Source organism: Moritella sp. JT01 (genome assembly GCF_001574435.1).
In the GTDB taxonomy this organism is placed as follows: Bacteria; Pseudomonadota; Gammaproteobacteria; order Enterobacterales; family Moritellaceae; genus Moritella.
The window spans coordinates 532,421-559,416 of sequence record NZ_LOCN01000007.1 but is presented as its reverse complement, the minus strand read 5'-3'; the positions used below and the strand labels follow the sequence as shown (position 1 = coordinate 559,416).

General features: G+C 37.9%; 22 protein-coding genes, 1 tRNA gene and 1 pseudogene. 21 read left to right on the top strand and 3 right to left on the bottom strand.

Going from position 1 to position 26,996, the window contains the following annotated elements:
• From AKG98_RS09060 to AKG98_RS09045, 4 genes are read left to right on the top strand one after another with little or no spacing between them, the layout of a single operon-like run.
• A complete protein-coding gene (locus AKG98_RS09060) occupies positions 1-915 on the top strand; it encodes a metal ABC transporter substrate-binding protein (RefSeq protein WP_067044541.1) in 915 nt (304 codons plus the stop codon).
• On the top strand, positions 915-1,769 hold the full coding sequence (locus tag AKG98_RS09055; protein ID WP_067044538.1) for a manganese/iron ABC transporter ATP-binding protein: 855 nt from the start codon (positions 915-917) through the stop codon (positions 1,767-1,769). The genes AKG98_RS09060 and AKG98_RS09055 overlap by 1 nt, the downstream gene beginning before the upstream one ends.
• Complete coding sequence (locus tag AKG98_RS09050; protein ID WP_067044535.1) at positions 1,763-2,620, top strand: metal ABC transporter permease; 858 nt, start codon at positions 1,763-1,765, stop codon at positions 2,618-2,620. Before AKG98_RS09055 ends, AKG98_RS09050 begins: the two co-directional genes overlap by 7 nt.
• Positions 2,620-3,522, top strand: a complete 903-nt coding sequence (locus AKG98_RS09045) for a metal ABC transporter permease (RefSeq protein WP_198155465.1) — start codon at positions 2,620-2,622, stop codon at positions 3,520-3,522. The genes AKG98_RS09050 and AKG98_RS09045 overlap by 1 nt, the downstream gene beginning before the upstream one ends.
• Here the strand turns inward: AKG98_RS09045 and AKG98_RS09040 are convergent.
• Entirely contained in the window at positions 3,508-4,311 is an 804-nt protein-coding gene (locus tag AKG98_RS09040; protein ID WP_067044529.1) for a class I SAM-dependent methyltransferase, read from the bottom strand. The genes AKG98_RS09045 and AKG98_RS09040 overlap by 15 nt on opposite strands.
• A gap of 129 nt (positions 4,312-4,440) precedes the next feature.
• On the opposite strand from AKG98_RS09040, the gene AKG98_RS09035 reads away from it, so the two are divergent.
• The 4 genes from AKG98_RS09035 to AKG98_RS09020 all read left to right on the top strand — a co-directional run bounded on the left by AKG98_RS09035 (position 4,441) and on the right by AKG98_RS09020 (position 9,093).
• Entirely contained in the window at positions 4,441-5,604 is a 1,164-nt protein-coding gene (locus AKG98_RS09035; RefSeq protein WP_067044525.1) for a glycosyltransferase, read from the top strand.
• Positions 5,601-7,004: a lipopolysaccharide biosynthesis protein gene (locus AKG98_RS09030; protein WP_067044522.1), complete on the top strand. Its 1,404-nt coding sequence runs from the start codon at positions 5,601-5,603 to the stop codon at positions 7,002-7,004. Before AKG98_RS09035 ends, AKG98_RS09030 begins: the two co-directional genes overlap by 4 nt.
• Positions 7,005-7,075: 71 nt before the next feature.
• On the top strand, positions 7,076-8,566 hold the full coding sequence (locus AKG98_RS09025; protein WP_067044519.1) for a sigma-54 dependent transcriptional regulator: 1,491 nt from the start codon (positions 7,076-7,078) through the stop codon (positions 8,564-8,566).
• Between the two features lie 98 nt (positions 8,567-8,664).
• Positions 8,665-9,093 (top strand): tetratricopeptide repeat protein, encoded by a 429-nt coding sequence (locus AKG98_RS09020; protein WP_067044516.1) that lies wholly within the window; start codon positions 8,665-8,667, stop codon positions 9,091-9,093.
• Between the two features lie 207 nt (positions 9,094-9,300).
• On the opposite strand, the gene gltS is transcribed toward AKG98_RS09020, so the two are convergent.
• Entirely contained in the window at positions 9,301-10,524 is a 1,224-nt protein-coding gene (gene gltS / locus AKG98_RS09015) for a sodium/glutamate symporter (protein WP_067044514.1), read from the bottom strand.
• 665 nt (positions 10,525-11,189) lie between these two features.
• On the opposite strand from gltS, the gene AKG98_RS09010 reads away from it, so the two are divergent.
• The 8 genes from AKG98_RS09010 (at position 11,190) to AKG98_RS22705 (ending at position 17,771) form a co-directional block, all read left to right on the top strand.
• Positions 11,190-13,373: a TonB-dependent hemoglobin/transferrin/lactoferrin family receptor gene (locus AKG98_RS09010; RefSeq protein ID WP_067044511.1), complete on the top strand. Its 2,184-nt coding sequence runs from the start codon at positions 11,190-11,192 to the stop codon at positions 13,371-13,373.
• Positions 13,374-13,552: 179 nt separating this feature from the next.
• Entirely contained in the window at positions 13,553-14,317 is a 765-nt protein-coding gene (locus tag AKG98_RS09005; RefSeq protein WP_067044510.1) for an energy transducer TonB, read from the top strand.
• A 2-nt stretch (positions 14,318-14,319) separates the two neighbouring features.
• On the top strand, positions 14,320-15,093 hold the full coding sequence (locus AKG98_RS09000; protein ID WP_228140259.1) for a MotA/TolQ/ExbB proton channel family protein: 774 nt from the start codon (positions 14,320-14,322) through the stop codon (positions 15,091-15,093).
• Complete coding sequence (locus AKG98_RS08995; RefSeq protein WP_067044509.1) at positions 15,090-15,503, top strand: biopolymer transporter ExbD; 414 nt, start codon at positions 15,090-15,092, stop codon at positions 15,501-15,503. Before AKG98_RS09000 ends, AKG98_RS08995 begins: the two co-directional genes overlap by 4 nt.
• A gap of 266 nt (positions 15,504-15,769) precedes the next feature.
• A tRNA-His gene (locus AKG98_RS08990) sits at positions 15,770-15,845 on the top strand.
• A 348-nt stretch (positions 15,846-16,193) separates the two neighbouring features.
• On the top strand, positions 16,194-16,805 hold the full coding sequence (locus AKG98_RS22870; protein ID WP_255358628.1) for an IS30 family transposase: 612 nt from the start codon (positions 16,194-16,196) through the stop codon (positions 16,803-16,805).
• Positions 16,762-17,169 (top strand): IS30 family transposase, encoded by a 408-nt coding sequence (locus tag AKG98_RS22865; protein ID WP_255358627.1) that lies wholly within the window; start codon positions 16,762-16,764, stop codon positions 17,167-17,169. Before AKG98_RS22870 ends, AKG98_RS22865 begins: the two co-directional genes overlap by 44 nt.
• Before the next feature lie 233 nt (positions 17,170-17,402).
• A complete protein-coding gene (locus AKG98_RS22705) occupies positions 17,403-17,771 on the top strand; it encodes an alkaline phosphatase D family protein (protein WP_067044502.1) in 369 nt (122 codons plus the stop codon).
• 1,159 nt (positions 17,772-18,930) lie between these two features.
• Here the strand turns inward: AKG98_RS22705 and AKG98_RS08970 are convergent.
• A pseudogene (locus tag AKG98_RS08970) lies at positions 18,931-20,211 on the bottom strand (IS4 family transposase).
• Positions 20,212-20,801: 590 nt separating this feature from the next.
• On the opposite strand from AKG98_RS08970, the gene hutH reads away from it, so the two are divergent.
• From hutH to AKG98_RS08945, 5 genes are read left to right on the top strand one after another with little or no spacing between them, the layout of a single operon-like run.
• Positions 20,802-22,415, top strand: coding sequence for a histidine ammonia-lyase (hutH, locus tag AKG98_RS08965; protein ID WP_083543922.1), 1,614 nt, complete (start codon positions 20,802-20,804; stop codon positions 22,413-22,415).
• 51 nt (positions 22,416-22,466) lie between these two features.
• Positions 22,467-22,736, top strand: coding sequence for a hypothetical protein (locus AKG98_RS08960; protein WP_067044500.1), 270 nt, complete (start codon positions 22,467-22,469; stop codon positions 22,734-22,736).
• A gap of 17 nt (positions 22,737-22,753) precedes the next feature.
• Positions 22,754-23,227: a MaoC family dehydratase gene (locus AKG98_RS08955; protein WP_067044491.1), complete on the top strand. Its 474-nt coding sequence runs from the start codon at positions 22,754-22,756 to the stop codon at positions 23,225-23,227.
• Positions 23,224-24,768: an AMP-binding protein gene (locus AKG98_RS08950; RefSeq protein ID WP_067044489.1), complete on the top strand. Its 1,545-nt coding sequence runs from the start codon at positions 23,224-23,226 to the stop codon at positions 24,766-24,768. The genes AKG98_RS08955 and AKG98_RS08950 overlap by 4 nt, the downstream gene beginning before the upstream one ends.
• Positions 24,755-26,995 (top strand): beta-ketoacyl-[acyl-carrier-protein] synthase family protein, encoded by a 2,241-nt coding sequence (locus AKG98_RS08945; RefSeq protein ID WP_067044487.1) that lies wholly within the window; start codon positions 24,755-24,757, stop codon positions 26,993-26,995. Before AKG98_RS08950 ends, AKG98_RS08945 begins: the two co-directional genes overlap by 14 nt.
• The last annotated feature ends 1 nt before the right edge of the window (position 26,996 follow it).

The following is a 26,996-nucleotide window of genomic DNA, read 5'->3' as shown; positions in this document are numbered from 1 at the left end:
ATGCTTCGTCAGTTTGGTTTTACTACATCATTACTACTCTTCTTTTCTCTTTTTTTATCCACCTCAATTTGGGCTAACCCTGCTTTAAAATCAGGGCATAAATTTAAAGTTGTCACTACGTTTACTGTGATTGCGGACATGGCCAGAAATGTTGCAGGCGACGCTGCTATCGTCACATCCATCACTAAGCCGGATGCAGAGATCCATAATTATCAAACAACGCCGGGTGATATTCGTCGTGCGCAAGGCGCCGATTTGATTATTTATAACGGACTTAATCTTGAGTTATGGTTTGATAAATTTTTTCATAATTTACGTGATGTGCCTAGTGTTGTTGTTACAGAGGGAATCGTGCCGATGGGGATAGCGAAAGGACCTTATTCTGGAAAACCCAATCCTCACGCTTGGATGTCTGCCGATAATGCCTTGGTTTATATTGAAAATATTCGTCAAGCTCTGGTTAAATATGACAGTAAGAACACTGCTATTTATAATCAAAATGCCAAACGTTACAGTGCTCAGATTCTCGCTGCGGTTAAGCCATTTAAGCTGAAACTTGCAACCTTACCAAAAGACAAACGCTGGCTCGTCACTAGCGAGGGCGCGTTCAGTTATTTAGCGCGTGATTATGACTTGAAAGAACTCTATCTTTGGCCCATTAATGCTGATGCACAGGGCACTCCACAGCAAGTAAGGAAAGTCATTGATGAGATGAAAGCCAATAATATCGTCGCAATTTTTAGTGAAAGTACAGTATCAGCTCGGCCTGCACAGCAAGTCGCTCGTGAAACAGGTAGTCGCTATGCGGGTGTGTTATATGTTGATTCATTAAGTGCGATTGATGGACCAGTACCAACCTATATTGACTTGCTTAAAATAACGTTGAGTACTATAGCAGAAGGACTAAATCAATAATGATGGGATTAGAAGTTAACGATATCAGTGTGACTTATCGCAACGGTCATACCGCATTATTTAATGCCAGTTTTAGCTTACCTAAGGGGTCTATTACTGCGTTAGTGGGCATCAATGGCAGCGGTAAATCAACCTTATTCAAGGCGATAATGGGCTTTGTTACTTTGGCTAAGGGCTCTGTAAATATTTTGGGTTTACCGGTTAAAAAGGCGTTAAAAAATAATTATGTTGCTTACGTTCCACAGAGTGAAGAAATTGATTGGAACTTTCCGATTTTAGTCAAAGACGTAGTCATGATGGGACGTTACGGACATATGAATATGCTACGTATGGCAAAGCCAAATGATCACGATAAGGTCAATATGGCGCTTGATCGCGTCAACATGGGGGAATTTAAACACCGTCAAATTGGTGAGTTATCTGGTGGTCAAAAAAAACGGGTGTTTTTAGCACGTGCATTAGCCCAAGAAAGCCAAGTTATTTTGCTTGATGAACCTTTTACGGGGGTTGATGTAAAAACGGAAGAACAGATCATGGCGTTATTACGTGAATTACGCGGGGAAGGTAAAGTTATCTTAGTATCCACGCATAATCTTGGTACTGTCCCTGAGTTTTGTGACAGAACCGTGTTAATTAATCGCACCATATTAGGTGCAGGATTAACGAGAGAAATTTTTACCCAAGAGAACCTGCAAAAAACCTTTGGTGGGGTGTTACGTCATTTCATTCTCGCGGGTGATGACCTACATGACGATGATGATGCAAGGCAGGTGACGGTACTTTCTGATCATGAACGTCCGGTGATACTTTATGGTGAAGGTGAACAAGCACCTGTGGTGAGCGAACGATGCTAGACACATTACTCATGCCATTTAGTTATGACTACATGGTCAATGCTATTTTTATTAGTGCACTGGTGGGCGGCGTCTGTGCTTTTCTATCTGCATACCTGATGCTGAAGGGTTGGTCATTAATTGGTGATGCGTTATCACACGCGATTGTTCCCGGTGTTGCAGCTGCATATATGCTCGGTTTACCGTTTGCTTTAGGGGCTTTTTTCTCGGGTGGTTTAGCGGCAACCACTATGTTGTTTTTAAACCAACGCACAAAGTTAAAAGAAGACGCAATCATCGGCTTAATCTTTACCTCATTTTTTGGCTTAGGTCTGTTCATGGTGTCACTGGCACCGACATCGGTGAATATTCAAACCATTGTCTTGGGTAATATACTGGCAATTACGCCTGCGGATACAGTGCAGTTACTCTTAATTGCGGGCATTTCACTGTTTGTATTAATCTTAAAGTGGAAGGATCTAATGGTGGTTTTCTTTGATGAAAACCATGCCCGTAGCATTGGCTTAAACCCAAATGCGTTAAAAATATTATTTTTTACCTTACTCAGTGCATGCACCGTGGCGGCACTGCAAACCGTTGGCGCATTTTTAGTGATAGCGATGGTTGTGACACCTGGCGCGACAGCCTACTTATTAAGTGACCGGTTTTCTCGTGTGATCATATTAAGTGTAGCAATTGGGGCCATTAGTTCATTTGTTGGCGCTTACTTAAGTTATTTCATTGATGGTGCTACAGGTGGGGTGATTGTGGTCTTGCAGGCGATGGTATTTATTTTAGCGTTTGTATTCGCCCCCAAGCATGGTTACCTCGCCGCAAGGTACAAAGCCAGAAAAATAATAAGGACATTATAATGGTTACATTACTTGATACGTTATCTGAGACAATATTAAACACAGTATTAGAGCCTTTTTCATTTACCTTTATGCAGCAAGCATTCGTTATTGTGTTGTTAGTTGCGATTCCGACTGCTTTGTTGTCGTGTTTCTTAGTATTAAAAGGGTGGTCCTTAATGGGCGATGCAATATCCCATTCTGTCTTGCCAGGCGTGATCGTCGCTTATGTACTGGCCATTCCTTATATTATAGGTGCATTTGTCGCCGGCATGTTTTGCGCCTTAGCGACGGGCTTTATTAAAGATAATAGCCGATTGAAAGAGGATACCGTCATGGGCGTCGTGTTTTCGAGTATGTTTGGTTTAGGCTTGGTATTAATGACCAAAATAGAATCGGGTGTACATTTAGATCATATTTTGTTTGGTGATGTACTTGGGGTTACATGGCATGACGTTCTAGAGGTAGGTATTATCGCCTTTCTGGTCGTCGCGTTTATGTTGATTAAAGGTAAGGATTTACTGGTTTTTGTATTTGATCATCAACATGCTAAAGCCATTGGACTATCGACAACGATATTACATTATGGTTTGTTATCACTATTATCCTTAACCATAGTGTGTGCACTAAAAGCGGTTGGCATGATCTTGGTGATCGCGATGTTGATTGCCCCAGGTGCGATTGCATTTTTGCTGACAAGTAAATTTCAAAGTATGGTGTTTGTTGCCTTGCTAATTTCATTACTAACGTCGTTTTTCGGGGTTTATTTAAGCTTTTACCTCGACAGTGCGCCAGCGCCTACGATAATAATGTTATTGAGTATTACATTTATTTTGGTGTTTATTTATAGCAGCTACCAAGCGAAAGTAACTGCATCAAAATATTTACACAGTGATGTAGCGGGTGAGTTAAGCTGTTTGTAAGTCAGCAAGCCATTGCTGTTCAAAATCTTTCATCCGTAAGTGCTTACGTGAGTTTTCATGGGCTTGTTTGTGTTGGTCAGACGTAAATGGACCGGCTTGACAGTAATGACAGCAATCGTCACCTAATATTGGCTGTTGCGTGAGTTGGGAACTGAGTGCTTGTGTAAGCTGGTTCGCTGGTCGTTGACTCCATACGTAAGTAATACCTTTGGTATCTTTAACATGTTTATCACGATCGACATTACGTACACGGTATCCTGGGAAGTTTACAATGTCGAAATTCATTTCACCCAAGTAATTTATATCGGTATTGAGTATCAGCGAGTGTTCAATATTCCATTCAGAATAGGGTTTTACGTCTTTACTGGTGATATAACACAACTGTGGGCCTATGGGATCTAACAATTGTTCGCTTGCATTAATCAAAAATTGGCGTAAAAGCCGACGATTAAGCGTATTGATCCCAATACCCGCGCATTTTTCATTAAATTCTGTTTTAGACGTGAACCCTGGTACTAATGGAAATTGAAAAATAACCAAGTCAAAGCTATGTTTCGTCACTGTAGACCAAGTCTCTGGGTTGGTTATATCGAACTCAGTTAAAACTTGGCAATGGCGGTTTAATAGTTGTTGATGAAAATCATCACCGTACTTAGATTGTAAGGTGTTGAGAGAATCATAAATCGTTGCTGTTAAGTGTTGCGGAGCATGGTGTCGAAATAAAGCATTGGAGAATGATAGATCACCATCACCAACTGTTAATATGCGCCATTGTGGGTCAATATACATGGTCAGAAACACTCACTAATACTATAAAACAGAATATTATACGGTAGACCAGTCTAAAATTCACTTCCGCAATGCCAATATCATTATTATTTCTATACTTAGGTTAACTTTTTTGCTTAAGGTATCGCAATGAAACATATCGCGATTGTTGTTCCAGAATTTCCAATTGCCTCAGAAACGTTTGTTGTTACTGAGATACAGGCCTTAGCGAAGGCGGGGCACAGGGTCACGGTATTTTGTTTTATTAAGCGAGAGCTAGCCATTACATTACCTCAAAACGTCAGTGTGATTGATGTAAACAGCGCGTCAAATAGGGAAGTCTCAAAATTTGTAGCAAAAAGACCATTCGCAATGGTTAAGGCATTGATGTGTGCTCATAATCAGCATGCAATTTCAACCAAGTCATTACTGCTATATGGGGCAAAGCTGGCTTATCTTGCAAGTAAGTTCTGCTGTGCGCATTTTCATTGCCATTTTATGCATTGCAGTTTGGCCTATACTTTGGTTGCAGCCCGCTGGCTTGATATTGCCACGTCGAGTGTCGGTCATGGTCATGATGTATACGTGAATAATGATGATATTCAGTTTAAGTTATCTGCTTGTGATTTTAATATTGCGGTATGTCAAAGTATGGTTGATACATTTGAGAGGTTAGGGGCTAAGCATACCTATCTGTTACACAGTGGTGTTGATATATCTCGATTTGTTGCTCATCCCGCGCCTGTCCATAAGCAACTTGAGCTCCTTTTTGTTGGTCGGTTAGTAGAAAAAAAAGGCATTGTATATGCGCTTCAGGCGCTCGCTTTAATTGCTGAGAACCAACGACCTCATTTAGATATTGTTGGTCAAGGACCATCACACAAACAATTATATGACTTGGTTAAAAAACTAAAGTTGAACGCATTTGTACGTTTACTTGGCTACCGTTCCCCGCATTGGATAGGGCGAGAAGGCGCTAATTATGATGGCTTTGTTGCGCCGTTTTGTACTTCGGAAGACGGTGACCGTAATACGGAACCTATGGTCTTAAAGGAAGCTATGGCAATGGGGTTACCTGTGATCACGAGCGATGTGATGGGCTGTAGTGAAATAGTGACCAAAGATACTGGTTATATTGTTGCGCCGAAGGACACTATCGCGCTAAAACTCGCGATTGAAAGCTTTATGCAATGTCAAAATAATGTCAGGGAGCAGATGAGAGTATTAGCAAGGCAGCGCGTTGAACAATGCTTTAACGCGCAGGTACAAGCCCGTCGTTTATCTCATTTAATTGAAGGAACCAGAATTAAATGAATAGTCTGAGAGAGATGTTTATTTATGGTTTTGGTATCTTTCTGCTAAAAGGATTGGGTTTCATTATGATGCCCATCGTCACCCGAATATTAACGCAAGTTGAATACGGTGAGCTTAATTTTTTAGTCAGTGTTGCGTCGATGATTAGCTTGTTCCTGACATTAGGGCTTGGTGATGTATTATTCCGTTTTGCGAGTAGTCAGGTGAAAGAAGATAACGCCGCTGTAATGCGCCAATGTTTCCGATTATCACTCTTGTGTGCTGCTATATTTCTTGGTCTTGCTTTACCTTTAAGCGGGGTGATCATGACGTGGCTACCCATTAGCTTACGTTTATTTGATCTGCAATTATTACTCATTAGTTTATCTTTATCTTCATTACTTACCGTGCCGTACTGCTATTTTAGAATGACACATAGGGCATTGCCCTTTATGTTCTTTTCCATTGCGCAAGGCGGGCTACAAACCACGCTTTCGATAGTGTTCCTTTTATCAGGTTATGGCGTTACGGGGATGATGTTATCGAGTGCGCTTAGTAGCTCGGCTATTGCAATCGGGGTGTTAATCTATTTTCGCCGTCACTTACAAGGCAGGCGTGCTTCTTTTTCAATTCAGCATTATCGCTATATTGTATTTATTGTTTTCTCGGGTATTTTTGTGTACGGCCTTAATGGGGCTGAGAATTGGCTGGTGGTTATTCATTTAGGTAAGCAGCAATTAGCGATATTTTTTGCGGCAGGACAGTTTGGACTCATGATATCAGTCGCGTTTGAACCCTTCCGTATGTGGTGGTATGCGCGGCGTTTTCAGGTTCATGATACGGACCCAAAACAAGGCGCTAAATATGCAATGTTAGGTGTACAAATTGGCATGTTGTTAGCCGGAAGTATGTTATTTATGGCGCCGATTTTAATGGATGTAATGCTCCCAGACAGTTACCGAGATAGCGTTAGTTTGATCCCTTGGATGTGTTTGATTATGGCGTTACGTTTTCATTCTGAGTTGTTGAATATCGGCTGTTTTTTAAAGAAAAATGCGCAATGGACATCGATTATTGATGGCGTGTGTGCATTACATATGGTGCTCATTGGTTACTGGGCTATTGGTGAGTTTGGACTTACTGGTTTATTGCTTACCATGATATTCACAGTATTCATTCGCGGTGTGCTGTTTTATGTGATAAGTCAGCGATTGGTTTACTTATCTTATTGTAAATCACACTTATTTATTTCGTGGCTAGTTTTTATTATTTTATTGCTTGTGCATATTAGCAAAGTTGATGGTTATCGTGTTATTGAATTTATTCTTCTCGCGATAAATACATTATTATTGGTATATTTTTATCGGGATTTATGGCGGAATTTACAATTGACGGCATGGCGAAGATATATATCTCACTAATTTTTAATTCGTGACTAAAGTTAGAATATTAAGGTATGTGCCATAGTGTTGGCATGACAAGGAGTCCTTGTATGAAGTTTACTGCGTTATTAGTTGAAGACAGTGCTTCTGTAGGTGCTATTTACAGTACTTACTTGCGTACTGAAGGAGCCAAGGTTACTCATGTTCAATCAGGGCGAGATGCACTTGCTGAGCTTACTCGATGGCAACCTGATTTACTGATTTTAGATATCCAATTACCTGATATGTCAGGTATGGATATTTTGATAACTGTGCAGCAACGACACCCTGATATCAGTATTATTATGATTACGGCTTACGGTTCAATTGATATTGCGGTCGATGCAATGCGCGCTGGCGCATTTGATTTTTTGGTTAAACCTTTTGATGCGAAGCGTCTTTCAATTACAGTACGTAATGCGGTTAAGCAGCGGAATTTAATTAATTTGGTTGCCAATTACGAAAATAGTTTACCTAAAAATAATTTTCAAGGTTTCATTGGGGAATCACTCGCAATGCAGGCGGTATATAAAACGATTGATTGTGTCGCAAGCAGTAAAGCGTCTGTCTTTATCGTCGGTGAAAGTGGGACAGGTAAAGAAGTTTGTGCGCAAGCTGTTCATGATTGTGGTATACGAAAAACGAAACCTTTTGTTGCACTTAATTGTGCTGCGATACCTAAAGAATTGATTGAAAGCGAAATTTTTGGCCATATGAAAGGTGCGTTTACAGGTGCAACATCTAATCGTGATGGCGCAGCAACTCGCGCGCATGGTGGGACGCTTTTTCTGGATGAAATATGCGAAATGGACCTTGATTTACAGAGTAAGTTATTACGATTTATTCAAACCGGCGTATTTCAACGTGTTGGTGGGTCACAAGAAGAGCATGTTGATGTGCGTTTTATTAGCGCAACCAATAGACAACCTTGGAATGAGGTGACGGCAGGCAGATTCCGTGAAGACCTTTTTTACCGTTTACATGTGATCCCCATTGAGTTACCCCCTTTACGTATGCGTAATAATGACTGCCTTATAATCGCTCAGCAATTACTGAATGACTACAGTATTGAAGAGGGCAAAAAATTTAAAGGTTTTGATAATAAAGCAATTGAAATGATTACGAATTACTCTTGGCCGGGTAATGTGCGTATGTTGCAAAATGTGATCAGACAAATAGTTGTTTTAAATAATTCGGGTCTAGTAACAAGTGCAATGTTACCAATTGAAATGCACCAAGAAAATATAGTAGATGAACAGAAAAGACATCCACATTTATTAGCGTTTGATGACTGTCTAAATTTATTACCTCCACGCAAGAATTTACCAACGCTGATCTCTCATGATAGTGATAATTTTAAGCCTGAGAATGTAAGACTGATTACAGAGGTAGAGGACGATATAATCCCATTGTGGCAAAGTGAAAAACAGATTATTGAAAATGCGATAGCACACTGTAATGGTAATGTGCCAAAAGCCGCAGCTTTGCTTGATATAAGTGCATCAACGATTTATCGCAAACGTCAGAGTTGGGCACAGTTCTCATCAATTAATGCGAATTGATGAATGATATAAATTATATTTTGGTTTTGCACTAATTTAGCTTTACATGATAACGATTATCAAATATAAATGAGAATCATTATTATTAAGGTGGTGTTATGCAAACTTGGAAAGTGTTGATGGAAAATGGAAATAGTTGTTTTGATTCAAAATCTTGGCAGGATGCTGAATTTTGTTACCAAAATGCTGTCGAACAGATAAAGCAACAATGGGATAATGAGCCTGAAAATGAAGAGTTACTTATGGCATGGATATCTGCTCAGCATAACTTAGCAGCAGTCTATGAAGAGCAAGGCCAACATTATACCGCACTACGCTATTTAACCATGCCTCATCAGTGGATGATGTCATTATTACGTGGCGAGTTTGTATCAGACTCTTTTAAGGCATTGGCGACACAAGGGGTCAAAGTTACTTTGATGCCGTTATTAGATTTTAGTCGTCGTCACCCAATCTGTGAATCTTGCTTTGATGCTTTACAAGTATCACCCGAATGGCTTGCAGATCCTCACCCAACTATGCATTAGTCTTAATTATATTAAATAATAATCTGTTTATGGAATAGGGGGAATGATGAGTTTCTTATGGACTGTACCTGTGATTCTGACGGTGCTTTATATCATGATATGTGTTCGGCGTGCGAATCGAGTTAAGCCAAAACTGAAGTAACTTGGGTATATGAGTATTTTTAGGATTATCAGGCCTGAGATTCACAGACCTGATACATCGGAAGTTTATCCAATAAAGCTGATATAACCTTGCAGGATAATCAAGTTAACAATATCAATAAAGAATGCGCCAACAATAGGCACGACCATAAATGCTTGTGGCGAAGGGCCGTAGCGTGAAACAAGTGAGCCCATGTTCATTACCGCTGTGGGTGTTGCGCCAAGACCAAAACCACAATGTCCGCCAGCAATAATCGCTGCATCGTAATTTGAACCCATTATTTTAAAGGTGACAAAATACGAGAATATCGCCAGTACAACCGCTTGCACTGCTAATATGATAAGCAGTGGTAATGCTAAATCAAAAATATTCCACAATTTAAGATTCATTAATGCCATTGCTAAGAACAGTGATAAGGCAACGGTACCAAGGATATCAATGGCTTCACTGTTTACTTTATAACTTTTGGTTACTTCAGTTGTATTAGTAAAGATCACGCCTAAAAATAATGCATAAACAAAGTCAGGAATTCTTAACCAAGAGATATTAAGCAGTGATACGGCTTGTTCAACATAGCCTGCACCAACAACACAAGTTAACAGAATAAATAGCGTTTCAATGATGCTTTTACCTGTAATACGATCTTCTTCTAATTCATTGTAAGTGACGAGTTCAGGAAACTGTTCGTGGTGGTTAGTACCAATACCATACTCGGACACTAAATTATGTTTGGTAATGAGTCGTTGTGCAATCGGACCACCGATAATACCACCAATCACTAAGCCAAAAGTCGCGGCTGCCATTGCTAATTCAAGGGTGTTCATCCCGTACAAATCATAAAATGTTTGAGACCAAGCGGCTCCTGTGCCATGACCACCTGACAAGGTGATTGAGCCCGCAATTAAACCTAGGATGGGATCGAGGCCAAGCATCGTTGCTAAGCTCACACCAATACCATTTTGAATAATAATATAGAGTGATGCTACGGCTAAGAAAAGGAACACTTTTGAGCCGCCTTTCAATAGCTGAGTATAACTGGCGGCTAAACCGACGGTACTAAAGAACATGAGCATCAATGTACTTTGTAGCGGTAGGGAAAATTCAAGTGTGATATTTTGAAAGTGTAAAAGGGTAATGATTATTGCCACGAGCAATCCACCGACAATCGGTTCGGGGATATTAAAGCGTTGTAGTACTGGGACTTTTTTATTAATGAGATGCCCTAAAAACAGTACTAAAAATGCAATTAAAAAAGATTCGAGTTCACCAATTGAATAAATAGTATTCATATTACCTCTTGGTTATTTATCAGTCGGATGTGTTTTACTTAATCTGAAATGAATGTGAGTAAACAGATCACAATGCTGATTTTATGATTGAAGTTGAGATTTAATACCGAGTAAATAGTGTGGTGGGATAAATCCTAACCATTGATATTCACAGCCTCATGATTGATGACCGGATTGTTTACTCTGAGCGTTAAATGCTTATTAAATATATAAAAAATATATTTAATACCTAGGTGCCATACCTAAGTACATAAACAAACTTTACCCTGTGATCGGCAAAACTTGCAGTTTAGCTATCTATTATGGATAGGTTAATTAAAAAATAGCGCCTGAATATACCATATTTTCATTTTTATTCATTATTTATAGTTTAATGTTGATTCTTGAACGACATAAATCACTAATAGTGTTTAAAAAAACGCACAAAACCTACGCGTACCATTAATTACAATAAAATACTTTATCCTAAATCCTAAATCCTAAATCCTAAATCCTAAATCCTAAATCCTAAATCCTAAATCCTAAATCCTAAATCCTAAATCCTAAATCCTAAATGTGAATATTTAGTGGGAAATTAATGTAAATATTAATGCGAATGATAGTAATTCTTATTTGTCTTTGGTAGTATGCTCGACAAATTAGTTATGACACTTGAAGGAAAAAACATGTCAGCTCAAATGAATATACTAACTAGCGCTATTTTACTTGCCATCTCAACAAATAGTTACGCAGCTGCTGTAACATCCCTTGATGAGGTTGTTGTCTCTGCAACGCGTACTGAGCAAAGTATTAATGATGTTTCAAGTTCCATTAGTAGTGTGTCAGCAGACAGCATTGATAAAACCATGGCTGCAGATATTAAAGAAGCCTTAAAAGCAACACCTGGTGTTGCGGTAAATGGTTCTGGCCGTTTTGGTATGTCTGGTATTAATATTCGTGGTATGGATGATAGCCGAGTAAAAATCATGGTTGATGGTGTCGCGCAGCCTGTACCTTATAATCCAGGTTCAAACGAACAGCGTAAATATCCGAGTTCAATTGAAGTAGATACACTGCAAAGTATCGAAATAAACAAAGGTCCTTCATCTACTTTATATGGTTCTGATGCATTGGGCGGCGCAGTCGTTATGCGTACTAAAAACCCAGACGATGTTCTAAAAACAGATGGCAATGAAAACGCATTTGGGATTAAAAGCGGCTATAAAAGTGTTGATAACAGTTTCAAAACCACTGGCACTTGGGCAATGCGTAAAGATAAGTTAGAAACGCTCGTTATGCTAACGTATAAAGATGCAAATGAATATCAAACACACAGTAATGGTACCGACATTAATGGTCGTGAACGTGGTGCGGCTAACCCTGCAGACCAGCAAATTGGTAATTTACTGGCAAAAGCATTTTATCAATTAAATGACCAGCATCGTATTGGTGTGACAACTGAATATTATACCAATACTTATGATGAAGATGAGCTTTCTGAAGAAGGCTTCGATATGTTCCCCAACCCTCCCGCGCCGGGCTCACCAATGCCAGATTTAACTGGTAAATATATTTATGTCGATAATTATAATGAAGATTTGACTACGCGCTTACGTGTCGGCTTTGAACATCAGTGGACAGGCAATAATGCCGCGTTCGATTCATTAGATTGGAAGTTAAACTTCCAAAAAACTAATTCATTATCAAAAAATCATGATACAACCGTTGCGAATGGTCGTCGTATGCGTGAACGTGATGCAAATGATGAATCAATTCAATTTGACGCTCAGTTTGATAAATTGATTGAATTGGAAAATAGTTACCATCAGATTACTTATGGTACAAGTTTCTTACAGAACGATTTTTCGACTAAAAATGTCGATTACAAATATGATAAGAATACTGTTCGCCCTGGTCACACCGATATGCCAGATGCGACCCTCACTCAATGGGGTGTATTTGCTCAAGATCAGGGCTTTTACTTAGATGAACGTCTGATCGTCACTGCGGGTTTACGTTATGATTCATTTAAAGTATCACCAGAAACGAATGATGGCTTAGATACTGAATATCCAGATAGTTCAAGTGATGCATTCACTGCTAAATTAGGTTCTGTTTACCACTTCACTGACAACTTCAGTGGTTTTGCGCAAATCAGCCAAGGTTTTAAAGCGCCGACTGTTTATGATTTATATTACTTCTACGATACAGGTGCTGTTATTGATGCTAATCCAGATCTAAAACCTGAATCAAGCGTGTCATATGAGATGGGTATTCGTACTCAGACCAATGCAGTTCGTACTGAACTTGTGGCATTTTATAACGATTACACAGATCTTATTGCCGAGGTTAATTTAGGTAAAGTTGGTAATAAGGATCATTCGACTAAAGGCAATATAGCAAGTGCTGAAATCTATGGTGTTGAATTTAGTTCTACATTATTACTAGATGAAGCAATTAATGCGCCTGAAGGCATGTACAGCAAGTTCAGTATTGCTTATTTAGAAGGTTATAACAAAGATACGAATGAAACGTTAGATACGATCGCACCGTTAACCAGTGATTTAGGCTTAGGTTATGATGCCGCAAACGGTAAATTTGGTTCATTGTTAAACATTAATATGGTTGCAAGTAAAGCCGACTGGGCTGATGACGCAATCGCATCTGTTGCTGGCTACACGGTTGTTGATGTTACTGCATATTATCGTCCTATCGCTGATGTGACACTGACTGCGGGTCTATTTAATGCCTTTGATAAGCAATATTGGTTATACGATGACGTAAGTAAGGTAAAACCTGGTGATAAAGGTGTTGACCGTAAAGCAGAAGCGGGCCGTAACTGGGGTGTAAGTGTAGATTGGAAATTTTAATATCTGTTTATAAGCGTTAATTATATATAAGTTTTATGCATACATAAATACGCGTATATAAAAACAACAAAGTAAAATCGTCCTGAATATTAAATGCAAATGATAATTGCTATTGTTTGCATTGTGAATAATAATGACTCTCATTGTTATTTACAAGTCAGTATTTCAGGACGATTAGTTTGAATTTAAACCGTTATTTAGTCGCAGGCGCGTTATCGCTAACATTGCACAGTGCAATGTTGTGGTCAGCACCTGAAAACACAACGTTTGCTATGCCAGTGGGTAGTAAATCTAATAGCGTATCAGTGAACTTTATGAAAGCGCCAGCAGTACCCGTTGTTGACACAAAAACTAAAACGCAGCCACCAGAGAAGGTAAAACAAGCCGAAAAGGCAAAACCTAACGTTGAGCCTAAGCCTAAAGTTAAGCCTGTCACGAAAGCGAAACCACATCCGGTCGAATCAGACGTAAAAAAGAAAAAGACAGCGATTCCCAAAGAACAAAAGCCTGTCGCATCAAAGGCTCCTGAACCTGTGACTTCTGATAAAGAAGAACCGAAGCCTGTTAAGCCTGAAAAATTTGAACCAAAAAAAATAATCGAACCAGAACCTAAAATAAGACAACAAGCCAGTGCAGACGCAAAAGCCGGTGTGACTGATGTACCACAGTTAGTAAGTGAATCTCGTTTTGCTGAAACGCCACAACCACCAAGTTACCCTCGACTCGCAAAGCGTAAAGGGATTGAAGGAACGGCGGTATATGAAGTTTGGTTAGATGAGAATGGTAAGCAAATTAAGATTAAATTAAAAGATTCTTCAGGCACTAAAATGTTAGACAAAGCTGCTTCTAAAGCTATCGTTAAGTGGAAATTCTTACCTTATAAAGTGAATGGTCAAGCTGTTGCCCATCGTGTTTATGTTCCGATAAAATTTAAACTGGATTAATCATGCCGAATTTCCCCGATTTACAAAGCCACCTAGAGTTAATGACACAAACGTTTCTGGATCTACAAACCCAGTTAGGGTTAATGACGTTACCCTTATTATTATGTTCCGCGATCACACTAACGATTGTACTTGAGCGCTTAGTTCAGTTATTTATCTTTACTCGGGTTGGGCCACATCGTATAGGTAAGCTTTTGAGCCAACACCAACCAAGTAATGATGCTGAATTAACACAATTAGCTCAGAATTTAGGTAAAGAACACGTTTTAATGAGTCGTGGTGTTGCGATGTTGATCCAGCATCGTCATTTTACCAAATCGTTACGTGAAGATGCCGCTGGAATGTGGTTACAACAAAAACGTCAACAACTACGTGCTGGATTAAAATTATTGGCTTTGATTGGTGTATTAAGCCCCTTATTAGGTCTATTAGGTACAGTCATAGGCTTAATCGATATGTTTAAAGCTGTCGCGGCAAGTTCGGGGGCGGTAACGCCTAACGATCTTGCTGATGGTTTAGGCATTGCAATGCATACCACGGCAGCAGGACTATTGGTGGCTTTACCGGCCATTGCGGCATCGCAGTTATTAGGGCTTTGGGCTGATAAAGTGATCAATAAATTAGAACATGCGCTTAATTTTTGTAATCTGTGGTTAGAAGGATTACAACTCGAAGGTAAGGCTAACCCAGTCAGTCAGGATACTGAAGCGGTAAACGCTAGCACTAAAGAACAGTGTCATTCACCGATTAGCAACAACCTAGGCAGTGCAGCATGATCAAAGTTAGCCAAGATAATGAGACAGAGAGCATATTACCGGATTTAACCCCGTTATTGGATATCATCTTTATTGTCATGGTTTTTTTGCTGCTGACGGCGAGTATTAAGTTACAAACATTAGAAGTAGACCTACCGACTTCAGACAATGCCGTGACAAGTGAAGTTGATAATAAATCAGTGACGATTAATATTTTAGCACAAGCACCTTATTGGGCGCTGCAAGGTGAACAGTTTAGTGATTGGGAGTCGTTCACTACCGCACTGGTGAAGTTGGTGACGGATAAATCGGATGCTGAAATTGTGATAGCGTCAGATAAAACCGCTCAGATTCAGCACATGGTTAAGTTGCTCGCCTTTTTACAAAAGAATAAAATTAGTGCGACTCAGTTATTAATTGAGGAAGAGTAGGGGGTCACCCAAATTTCTTCTCATGTGCTTTTAATATATGCTCTACTTTTTTTAACGCTGATACTATTTTATCGGCGACAGAAGGAGATACGTGTTTATTACCTAATAAAGTAGACGGGTTTTGTTCAAATTTAAATCGAAGGGCATGCAAAGTGTTCATGCGAAATGAGCAGGCTTGTATGTTTAAACTAACTGTTGCATACTTTCCATCGAAATAACAGACGGTCTTGCTAACGTTGTTTAGCGAGATAAGTCGAAAGTTAATGGCGGTTGTAGCTCAGTTGGTAGAGCCCCGGATTGTGATTCCGGTTGTCGAGGGTTCAAATCCCTTCAGTCGCCCCATATTAAAAAGCCTGCTTATATAAGCAGGCTTTTTTGGTTTTAGCACTCCCTAAAAGTCCAAAATTACTTATCGTATTTCTTCTTGAATTCTTCAGCACTCATTATCTTGATTTACGCTTATCTTCGATAAATAATATGTAACTACCGATACTATATTTTTTAACATAAATACGCTGTTTAAATATTAATTTATAAACACCTTCAAATAGTTAGCTAATTAATCTAAATCACAAAAATTTGTCATTTATATGACTTAGATTCAAATAATAAGTGCATAACTTGAACAGGTAGAGAAAACGGTCAGCTGAATGTATGCTCATCGCTTTTTCTCCGGCAAGAGATGCAAGAATGAAAACATATAAACAGCTGACTTATGAACAACGATGCCAGATTTATGCTTTAAAGAAAATAGGTATGAGTCAAAATAAAATAGCAACGCAGCTAAATGTTAGCCAATCAACCATTAGCAGAGAGTTTTCCCGCAATACAGGCAAGCGCGGATACCGTATTAAGCAAGCTCAACATTCAGCAGACAAGCGTCGATTAATCGCTTGTAAAGCCATTAAAATGACAGCTGATATCATTGAGTTAATTGATTCAAAGATTAAAGAACGATGGAGTCCAGAGCAGATATCGGGATGGCTTAGAGAAGACCAAAGCATCTATATTAGCTATGAAACCATCTATCAACACATTTGGGTTGACAAACAATGTGGTGGTCAACTATTTAAGTTTTTACGTAGGAAAGGAAAAGTGTATCAATCACGCAGTAAGGATAAACAAGCAGGTAGAGGCTATATTAAGAACCGTATAAGTATTGATGAACGACCTCAAGTTGTTGATGATAAAAGTAGAATCGGTGACTGGGAAATTGATCTAATCATAGGCAAGGGACACAGTGGAGCGCTGCTGACTATTGTCGAGCGGAAAACCAGCTTTACCGTGTCGACGCGTAGATGATAAATCAGCAAAAACAGTAACAGTAGCAGTAGCAACCATTGCTTTGCTGAAACCGTTTAAAGGTGGCGTACTAACGATCACTGCGGATAATGGTAAAGAGTTTGCCTACCACGAAAAGATGACTGATAGTTTGAAGTGCGATGTATATTTTGCAGATCCTTACTGTTCATGGCAACGAGGATTGAATGAAAACACGAATGGCTTATTGCGACAATATTGGCCGAAATCTACAGACTTCAAAAAAGTATCGCAATCAGAAGTGCAAGATGTAATAGTAAAGCTCAATGATAGGCCAAGAAAGAAGCTAAATTACAAAACGCCAGCCAAGTTAATGGCTGAACACATGGTGGCAATTGCTGCTTAGTGGTTATGCACTTCACAGCTGAATCTGCCTGATATAAAACATCCCTAGTAACGTAATGGTATGAACTTTATAGTCTATTACGTGCAGGGCTCTATAAGACTATTCTATTTAACAAAGTATACTGTGTTGAATTACCAACAATCGAAAGGCATGGAGGGACGCTGGTTTTACTGATAAAATGGTGAAATGATTGTACAGTAGTGGCAGAGTGCTTGGGGTGATGATCAGCTTGATTGGGTCAAGCAGAGCTAGATGAAACTCAAGCCACATGGCGTTTTGTTGCGAACTTCGTCTCTAATGCGGCAATGGTTGTAGACTTAAGTACAAAATATGTGGATCGTTTTGAAGAAAAATATGATAAAAACCCGTATTCATCTGACAGTAAATATCCAAATGGCATTACGCGGACGAGAATAGAGCAAGCGCGATTAATGGAGACTGTTTTACCAGCAGTGATGGGAGACGATAAAATATTAATCTCGATTGATCAGTGGGATGGTTTACCTCTCGCACGTAAATATTTACAAGAAAACGTGTATAAAAATGAAGATAATAACACCATCTTATTATCTGGCGATATTCACTCTTCTTGGGTAGCATAATCATCAGGATAGAGACAGTCAAAAATTATTTGAATTTACCGCTGCCTCAATTAGTTCTGCATCAGCACTGGTTTAATTGAAGGGATTATTGAAAGTATTGAAGAGGGTATAGGTCAAGACTGAAGTGATCTAAAAGACTTCATTATTTCAGGCACCCCTGCAGATCATAAACTGAAATTAACAAAAGATGAGCGTTATAGCTAATCATTGTTGATTGACTAACCTAAAATAAATTTACAATTTTTAGGAGTTTAAAACACCTGATGCCAGGTATAAAACCCGTATAATTGCCTGTTATTAACTTAATCATATTAAGCAAAAACTTGAAGCTGCGATTCATACTGAGTGACCCCCTAAATAAAGACACCTCGACAAATGACCGGAATGGTAATTTCTCCAAGACAGCGAAAAGCTGAAGGTGGTCAATTTAAACTTGATATACCAAGAGTTCGTGAAGGTAATTCTGATTATAAGCTAGTCAATAAAATTAAACTAGTTAACTTTAACTGGCGGTAAAGTTATTATTTGTCAGGCGGATGTACTCAATATTGATGTCGTTGACTAATTTAAATAAATGTATAATTCTGATATTTCGTAAACGCTCATTTCGAAAGTAACTAATAAAATGATTGAAGAGAATCTATCATGTTTTTTATTGAGATTGAATTGTCGATAAAATACGGCAAGGGAATCGCGTAATTAACAAAACTGTATTTCTCGTATTCCTATTAACTTTAATGGTGAAGGTATAGCGTGAATGGTACGAGATGTATGTTAAGAACTCTGGGATAATGAATACCCTAAAATATCAAAATTAGTTGACCACTACTTACTAACAGGGAGAGTTTTACACATTTTTAAGAGATCCTAAGGATATCAGAAAGGTGATTGACACAACGAATGCTATTGAGTTACTCAACAGTATGATGCGTAAATAATGAATGATTTTTAAGTGTTTCCAAACGATGAATCGATTTATCATCTTACTAGTAGTTCATCGTATAGGTTATAACTTAATTCGACCTCGCACATAGCGTAATGATTTGATACGAATTGCTTAACATGCTGAGCTGGGTTAACCGTGCTGATAGTATAGTAATGGCTCCCAATAATATTAGCTATTACACCATTAAAGAAAGAACATAGTGGCTAATGCCGCTCACTTAAGGTGTACGGCATTTTTATTTCTGGCATATCGTTGAGGTCTTGGTTTCACCATTAGAGGAAATGTCAGTTCTCTTCTGGGGGTTAATATTAAACTTTCTACTATGGCATAAAAACTTTTTAATTGGCGCGGAATTGCACCTGGCGTTGAATAAGGTAAACCAACTAATAGTCGTATTATATGCGCTAATGAACCATTAAAACTTAGCTGATAAGGTAAATAATTTCCTTACCCGTGAGTGACACATTTGCACCATTTGATAACGGATCATATTGTAAGATAATAATATTATCCACAACTCTTGTTTAACCAATTCTGGTAGCCTACTGCGTAGTGTCAATCTGCTACCTACATATATTGTTTTTGTTCACGGTAACCCAGCTCAATTTCCCAGCGGTGACCATAAAAGCTGCCTATATCAGCAGCCGGATAACGCATCGGGGCTATCATCGAAGTGATGACCTCATAATTTTTACCATTAATTTTCTGGTGATTAATCTTACTGTTATTTCAGCGGGCAATTCTGGCCACAGCTTTCTTGCTCTTGGATTACTCATCAGTTTGAGAAGTTTATCATTACGCCCTAGTGAGCGAATAACCTCATATTGTAAGTTGTTTTTGACGGGTATCAGCCAGTGACGTTCAGTTTTTGTCTCTTGTCATTTATGTAATAATCCCAGTGAGTAAAAGCCTTTGTCGAATAATGTGATGCGCCTATCAGGCGTAGTGTCTATGAGCTGCTCGGCTAGTTTCATCTCATTCACGTTGTAGTTATCAAACGCACTATTAATGATGAGATGACTGCTCAATTCCATTTGGCATACCATTCTAATTTGTGGGTATTTGGTGCACGATAAAATGTGGCCTTATTCTCTGGTGAATCTGGCGTGCGACAAACTACACCGTTAACGCTTAATAAACTGAGACCATTCCATTCTGGTAACTTAGCATCTTTAACCCATTGACTGCTCATGTGCTGAAAGACTGCTTTCATCGCGTTTTCCCCGAGGTTTTTTCGTCGCTGGGTTAACGCGCTTGGCGCTACAAATGCCTGCCTGTTCGGTCTACAATATCAAGTTGATTAACGATATCTGCCATCGATTTATCATTATAGAGAGTCATCCCGACAAGTAACCAAACCATCGATTCAAGGGTTAATTTACGTAAGGTGACTGTATCAGTCAGTGAATAAGCTTCATTTATGAGCTCAATAGGCAATAAATCAGATAACGTTTCGACCTGATTAGGCTTCCATTGACAGCTGAGAAGGATCAGTCAACCGATCATATTTCTCTTAACTGATCGGCATTAGAACATAGTGGCTTCTTTTAAAATATCCCAGTCTTCGATAACTCATTTTCGTTATTCATAATTATTACCTGCTGTAGCAAGGTGGGAGTATGAATTTGTGTCGATTACCAAAATTATTATTTAGCATGACTAGCTCTTACAATATGGGGTTAAAAATCGGTGGCTAATATTTATTATTATCCACGACTTTAGAGTATTGTTTAAATTAGTGAAAACCAGTGTAAGTCTCTGTAAATATCTATAAGTGAGCTTTATATTTTAGTTTTGTAGAGATAATCACTATTGGTGATCCGGGTCTGATTTTTTTATTATTTTTGTGATCTTGATCCTAATTTATTGTTTTACATAATTCGAAGTATTAAATTTTGTTATTCATCATTAGGTTAAGTGTTAACGTCGTTTGGAAATACCTCTGTATGGATGTTTTCATATTTGTGGTTTATTTGTTGTGTAAATGCATTTTTGTATACACTTTTTAACTTGCAAGTATTTTTATTAGAAATTTAATTAAAATATTTGGAATATAATTTAAACTTAAACCGGATGTAATCGAAATGAACAGTACTAATGTATTGGAACGTAGTTGTCAAAATTCGACGTCAGACAATGGCATTAAAATCAGTTTACTTAATAAACTTACCATTGCCGATATTAAAAAATTCACAGATGAAAAGCATCTTTGTGTCCATTTAAAGGATGATGTGCACCGTTCTGTCATAAATGAAAATAGAAATTATCTAGATAACAAAATTGAACTACGTGAAGATATTTACGGTGTCACTACTGGATTTGGAAATTCAGCTAGTAATCGAATCTCACCGGATCTATCGACGGAACTGCAGCATAATCTTCTTGCTTATCATGGTTGTGGTGTAGGCAAATTTCTGTCAGAAAAAGATTGTGCTGCGACCTTGTTAATTAGGCTTAATTGTAATGCTAGGGGCTTTTCTGGTGTTAGCTGGGATTTATTAAAGCAAATGGAATTATTGTTAGAGCATCGAATATACCCTGCTATTCCTGAGATGGGTTCTGTTGGAGCTAGTGGTGATTTAACTCCTCTTTCTTATGTCGGTGCTGCACTTTGTGGCATGAGACATGTTTATTATCAAGGTAAAATTACTCGAACAGATGAAGTTTTTTCATTATTAAACATCAAACCATATCAGTTAAAACCCAAGGAAGGTCTGGCTATTATGAATGGTACTTCAGTTATGAGTGCCATTGCTGTTAATGCCTGTAATGAAATTGAACATGCTATTGATATTTCTTGCAAGCTTGTAGCGCTTTTTGTTGAGTTAATTGACGGGAGAGCATCTCCTTTTCACCCTCAGGTACATAACCTTAAACCGCACGCAGGTCAAAAATATTGTGCTGATACTATTTATCAGCGTCTTGCAAATCCAGAGCAACGTTTGGGTAGAAAATCAAAAACTGATCAAGTTATTGATCATGGTATGCAAGATAAATTTAGATTGCAGGATAGTTATTCTATCCGTTGTGCTCCGCAGGTCTTAGGGCCATTAGTGGACACTTTAACTTGGGCAAAAAATATATTAACAATTGAAATAAATTCGGTTAATGACAATCCCCTGATAGATCATGAGCAAGATTTAATACTTAATGCTGGTCATTTTTATGGTGGTCACGTCGCAGCTGTCTGTGATTCTTTGAAGCCTTTAGTCGCTAATATGGGAGCTCTTTTAGAACGTGAATTAGGGATTTTAGTCGATGAAAGACTTAATGGAGGTATTTCTAATAACTTAGTTGCTAAGGAAGATTTAGGAACTAAATCTTGGATAAACCATGGTTTTAAAGCGATGCAAATAACCTCATCGTCTTTGGTTGCTGAAGCCCTCAAACAGTCAATTCCTATGTCTATTTTTTCTCGTACTACAGAGGCGCTTAATCAAGATATTGTTAGTATGGGAACAATTGCAGCGAGGGATCTTTCTCGTATCATATCATTAGTCAAGCCTGTTATAGCAATTCAATCAATGGCAATTCGTCAAGCTTTTTATGTATTAGATAAAGATAAATCGGTTGATAAACTTAACCCTAAATCACGTGAGTTTTTTGATTCTATAGCAAGTACTTTTCAACCAGTAATTCAAGATCGAGCTTTAGATAAAGAAATCGATGAAATGGTGAAATTCCTATTTAACGAATGAAGATAAATAGCTAATTTTAAAATAAAATATGAACAGAAGGTAAATGTAAATATGTTAGATGAGATATTACTATTTCTTAAACAAAACATTCTTATTGATGAACTTGAAATTGTAGATTCTATTGCTGAGATCGATGATAACGATCAGTTAGTTGGTTCTGGATTAGCATTAGATAGCATTGAAATACTTGACCTTGTAGCATCTATAGAGAAAAAATATTGTATTAAATTTAAAAATTATTCTAATGAAATTATTCAAAAAAAAATGACATCAATTTTACAACTAGCTCAATTCATCGCAGAAGAAAGCGCCTCAAGTTAACTTTGGATATAATAAATATGAATCTTTATACACCAGGGAAAACTTACCGTGAACTAAAAGTTGGTGAATTTGCAACTCATAGTAAAACTATATCTGAGTCTGATGTTTATAACTTTGCTGGTATTACAGGTGATTTTAATCCTCTACATGTTGACCGTGTTTTTGCTCAGAAAATCGGATTGAAGAGTCGAATAGCACATGCTGGATTAGCTCCTGCGATGATAGCTAAAGTGATTGGAATGAAGCTTCCTGGTGTAGGTTCTATAGTATCAAAGCTATCTATTGAGCTGCACCAACCTATTTATATTGATGATACTATTTTCGTCAAAGTCACGATGGTAGAGAAGTTACCTGAAAGAAAGGTCAAATTGTTATTTAAAATAATAAATCAAGGTGGGGAACTCGTTTGTTCAGGGATTGTTTATGTTTTACCCCCTAAACCTAGATTTAAAAAAATGGTCGAAAATATGATCTTGGAATTGGAAATATGATCTCGGATATGCAAGAGATTAGCTTGAAAGTCAGACAACAAATCGCATTATCTACTGAAATTGAGTTGGCTGAAATAACAACATTACAGGATAGTGACGATTTACTCGGTTCTCCATTATATCTGGATTCAATTGATATGTTACAAGTATATGCAGATTGCCAATGGTTATTTGGTGTATATCTTGTGTACGATGTAATCGGAGAAAACTCTATAAATTCAATTGTAAACAGAATTAATTCACATGCTGATTCGGATGAAATATCCAATAACAATGATGCATTTTTTAATGACTTCAACGAGCAGTCTATAACACTTCGGGAATTCTCGTCTATGGTTACCCGTTTTTCAAAAGAGAACATACGTTGTACTTTTGATAAATCTCAACCTGTTCGTGTTGTAGATAAAAATCCCATTGAGATGATGCTGTCTATGTCAGTCTTATTATTATCAGGGTATCAACCCCTGTTAAGTAATCAAGATGGAGAAAGCAATACCTGTTCATGGTCACTGTTAACATATGGTGCGAGCTCTCAGTTAGAACCCGTTAAATATTATCCGTTATATGACTTGTTCGCAACAGAATGTATTGATAGAACTGTCGCCTTTGAGACTTCTGGAAGTACGGGTAAAGCTGAAATAATTTATAAATCAGTTGGTAGTATGCTGACTGAATTAGCATCTATTGATAATTGTTTTGACCTTGCCAAGGTAGATTTAATTAACTCGTATGTTTCACCTGTTCATTTGTATGGATTTATTTGGTCTTTTTTACTGCCTTTGAAATTAAACAGTCCTGTTTTTTACCAATCTAATGTTGAATTCACTAATGTCGGTGAAAGTTACAATAATATTATGTGTATTATAGTGCCTTCCGTTTGGTCTATTTTATTACCTGAAATTAAAGATAAAGTAGAATTTATTATAAGTTCAGGCAGTGCTTTTGGATCGTTACGAGAGTGCGAATTAGTAAATGTTAAACAAGATAAATGTCTATCTTTCATCGGAATTGAAATTTTAGGGAGTACCGAAACCGGAGCTATAGGTTATCGTATTATCGGGGACTCAGATGTTTCTACTTATAAGCTTTTTTCTTCAGTTGAATTAATATTATTGGATGAAAATCAGGTGAAAATATGTTCACCATTTTTACCTTATCAAGTTACTCATCTTATTTTGAACGATGATCTTTTACTTTTGCCAGACGACTACATTAAACATTTAGGAAGGAAAGATAGTGTCTTTAAATATAAAGGTAAGAGATATTCTTTATGTATGTTTAAAGAAAAACTAGAGCAATTATTTGGTGAAAATAGAGTGTGTGTGTTCTTCATTGAACAAGAAAGTGATAATCGTGGAGGAAAACTTGTTTCATTTGTTGAACGTAGAGGGAATCGGGATGAGTTGAGTTATGGAATAAGAGAATTATTTCATGGACTACCTATACCTAAAATTGAATTTATGGATGAATTCCCTCGAAATGATATGGGTAAGATTACATTAGATGGGTTATTAGAGCGAGCTAGTTATGACCGAAATTGATCCTAAAGTTGTTATTACAGGTTATGGTATAAATTGTTCCGCTGGTGAAAATGCTGATGATTTGTTTCAGAATATGATGTTAAATTACTCTGGGATAAGAGCAATAGATTGTTTTGATACTGGTGATTTACCGAGTAATAAAGCTGGTACATTAGCCAGTTATCGAAAACGCTATCAAAGCGTTGAGCGTAAATATGATTATTCAACATTGTTCGCGATAGATGCTATAAACCAAGCTCTTGAGATGTCTAATTTGTCTGCAGATGATATTGCGAATAAAAGAATTGCATTATGTGTCGGTAATGCGAATTCTGGTATGGAGATGCTTGAGCAAGCTGTTAATAATAATTGTGCCGCCAAATTCGGTCAATACGCATCTCATCAGCAAAGTGACAATATAGCTAATCATTTTGGTATAAAGGGACCTGTATTTACTTTTACTTCTGCATGTACAGCTAGTAGTAGTGCTGTCGGTTTTGCTAAGCAGTTACTAGAGCAAGATCTTGTTGATATAGTTATCGCGGGAGGAACTGATGCTTTAGCGTTAACTATTTATGCTGGTTTTCATTCATTACAATCGGTATCTCCTTCGATCTGTTCTCCTTATGATGTAAAAACAGGGTTGAGTTTAGGTGAAGGCGCAGGTTTTTTAATCCTCGAAAAGAAATCGTATGCAGATACTAGACAAATCGAAACCATAGCTCAGCTTGTTGGCGTAGGGTCCAGCCTTGATGCTTATCATGCTACTTCCCCTGAACCCAAAGGGTTAGGGGTTTGCCGTTCTTTTCAAACAGCCCTAAATAATCATGGCGTAAATTTAAAAAATATAGAATATGTTAATACCCATGGAACGGGGACTCCAGCCAACGATTCAGCTGAACTTATGGGTATTTGTCGTGCTGTTGGTGTTAACAATGAGCTTAATATACCCGTCTCTAGTTCTAAATCATATTTTGGTCATACGCTAGGAGCAGCAGGAGCAATCGAGTTTATTTCGACCTTGATTACAATTAGACGTGGATATTTACCCTCGACACTGAACCATGAGGAAATACGTGAGGATTGTAAGGGGTTTAATATTATTGTTAACGGTTTGAAAAAGAAAAAGGTTACTTGCTTTGCTTCGACTAATTCAGCCTTTGGTGGACATAATACAACGCTTATAGCTTCTATGGAGCCTCGGAATACCATTTCTGACAAAAGCCACAAAGTATTTATTCTTGGGTTCGGTAAAATTGCTCAACAACAAGTATCCTCGAACATAAATGGAAGTGAAACTTTTTCCTTCGATGGCAGATTCTCATTAAAATTTTATCAGAAAAGTCTTTATCGCCGTCGAATGAGCACTATTTCTCAATATGCCATTGGATCTGCATATGCTGCATTTAGAGGTTGTAATATTGATAAAACTTACTTAACTGAAGAAACTGTAGGGGCTTATTTTGGTACATCGTTAGGGGCTACTGAGGTTCAATCAAAAAATCTTCAAGATTTGATTCTGCATGGGCCAAGTCATATCAAAAGTATATTATTTCCTGACACTGTCCTTAATTCTGCTCTTGGAAATCTTGCTGTAGCCTTTGGGCTTAAGGGCTGTTCGGCCAATTGTAGTGATCTTGGAAATGATGGTATGCATGCTATTTGGCATGCTTATAATGATTTATTTGATAACAAACTTAATTGTGCTTTGGTTAGTAGTGCTGAGGATTGCAGTTCTATTTCATCGGAAGTATGGCGGCAGTATGGTATTAATAATACGTCATTGTTAATACCCGAAAGTAATTCCGTCGTGTTAGGTAATGATTCTAATAAATTATCTAAGCAAGCGTTAGCTGAAATAGTACAGCTCGGTGCTGGTCGTTGGTATTTATGTCCCAAATTAAAGAAATGGGAATGCCCTTCTTTGTTTACTCGATTAGAAACCAATGAAAGTATCGATGTTGTTATTTTCTCAAGCGTAAATACAAGCTATACCGATAATTTACTGGAAGTAATCTATCAACATTACCCTACGGCTAAAATTATTGACTTACACTCGATTTTAGAACCTAGTATTAGCTGTCAAAGTATTAATGCAATTATTTATGGCACTGAACTGTTATCAGGTACTAAGTATCTTCATAGCTCTTGTAGTGGTGAGTTATTAGATATAAATAAAGTATTAGTTATGACAGTTAATGTTTTATTGTCGGCCACGTCTTGCATTCTTCAGCGGCCTAAGGGGTAGT

What these genes read in the sequence shown, in the direction of transcription:
- AKG98_RS09030 (WP_067044522.1), top strand. Translation starts at nt 5,601, where the DNA reads ATGAATAGTCTGAGAGAGATGTTTATTTATGGTTTTGGTATCTTTCTG.
- AKG98_RS09020 (WP_067044516.1), top strand. Translation starts at nt 8,665, where the DNA reads ATGCAAACTTGGAAAGTGTTGATGGAAAATGGAAATAGTTGTTTTGAT.
- AKG98_RS09035 (WP_067044525.1), top strand. Translation starts at nt 4,441, where the DNA reads ATGAAACATATCGCGATTGTTGTTCCAGAATTTCCAATTGCCTCAGAA.
- hutH (WP_083543922.1), top strand. Translation starts at nt 20,802, where the DNA reads ATGAACAGTACTAATGTATTGGAACGTAGTTGTCAAAATTCGACGTCA.
- AKG98_RS09050 (WP_067044535.1), top strand. Translation starts at nt 1,763, where the DNA reads ATGCTAGACACATTACTCATGCCATTTAGTTATGACTACATGGTCAAT.
- AKG98_RS09040 (WP_067044529.1), bottom strand. Translation starts at nt 4,311, where the DNA reads ATGTATATTGACCCACAATGGCGCATATTAACAGTTGGTGATGGTGAT.
- AKG98_RS08945 (WP_067044487.1), top strand. Translation starts at nt 24,755, where the DNA reads ATGACCGAAATTGATCCTAAAGTTGTTATTACAGGTTATGGTATAAAT.
- gltS (WP_067044514.1), bottom strand. Translation starts at nt 10,524, where the DNA reads ATGAATACTATTTATTCAATTGGTGAACTCGAATCTTTTTTAATTGCA.
- AKG98_RS08955 (WP_067044491.1), top strand. Translation starts at nt 22,754, where the DNA reads ATGAATCTTTATACACCAGGGAAAACTTACCGTGAACTAAAAGTTGGT.
- AKG98_RS09025 (WP_067044519.1), top strand. Translation starts at nt 7,076, where the DNA reads ATGAAGTTTACTGCGTTATTAGTTGAAGACAGTGCTTCTGTAGGTGCT.
- AKG98_RS08960 (WP_067044500.1), top strand. Translation starts at nt 22,467, where the DNA reads ATGTTAGATGAGATATTACTATTTCTTAAACAAAACATTCTTATTGAT.
- AKG98_RS22870 (WP_255358628.1), top strand. Translation starts at nt 16,194, where the DNA reads ATGAAAACATATAAACAGCTGACTTATGAACAACGATGCCAGATTTAT.
- AKG98_RS08950 (WP_067044489.1), top strand. Translation starts at nt 23,224, where the DNA reads ATGATCTCGGATATGCAAGAGATTAGCTTGAAAGTCAGACAACAAATC.
- AKG98_RS08995 (WP_067044509.1), top strand. Translation starts at nt 15,090, where the DNA reads ATGATCAAAGTTAGCCAAGATAATGAGACAGAGAGCATATTACCGGAT.
- AKG98_RS09060 (WP_067044541.1), top strand. Translation starts at nt 1, where the DNA reads ATGCTTCGTCAGTTTGGTTTTACTACATCATTACTACTCTTCTTTTCT.
- AKG98_RS09000 (WP_228140259.1), top strand. Translation starts at nt 14,320, where the DNA reads ATGCCGAATTTCCCCGATTTACAAAGCCACCTAGAGTTAATGACACAA.
- AKG98_RS09045 (WP_198155465.1), top strand. Translation starts at nt 2,620, where the DNA reads ATGGTTACATTACTTGATACGTTATCTGAGACAATATTAAACACAGTA.
- AKG98_RS09010 (WP_067044511.1), top strand. Translation starts at nt 11,190, where the DNA reads ATGTCAGCTCAAATGAATATACTAACTAGCGCTATTTTACTTGCCATC.
- AKG98_RS09055 (WP_067044538.1), top strand. Translation starts at nt 915, where the DNA reads ATGATGGGATTAGAAGTTAACGATATCAGTGTGACTTATCGCAACGGT.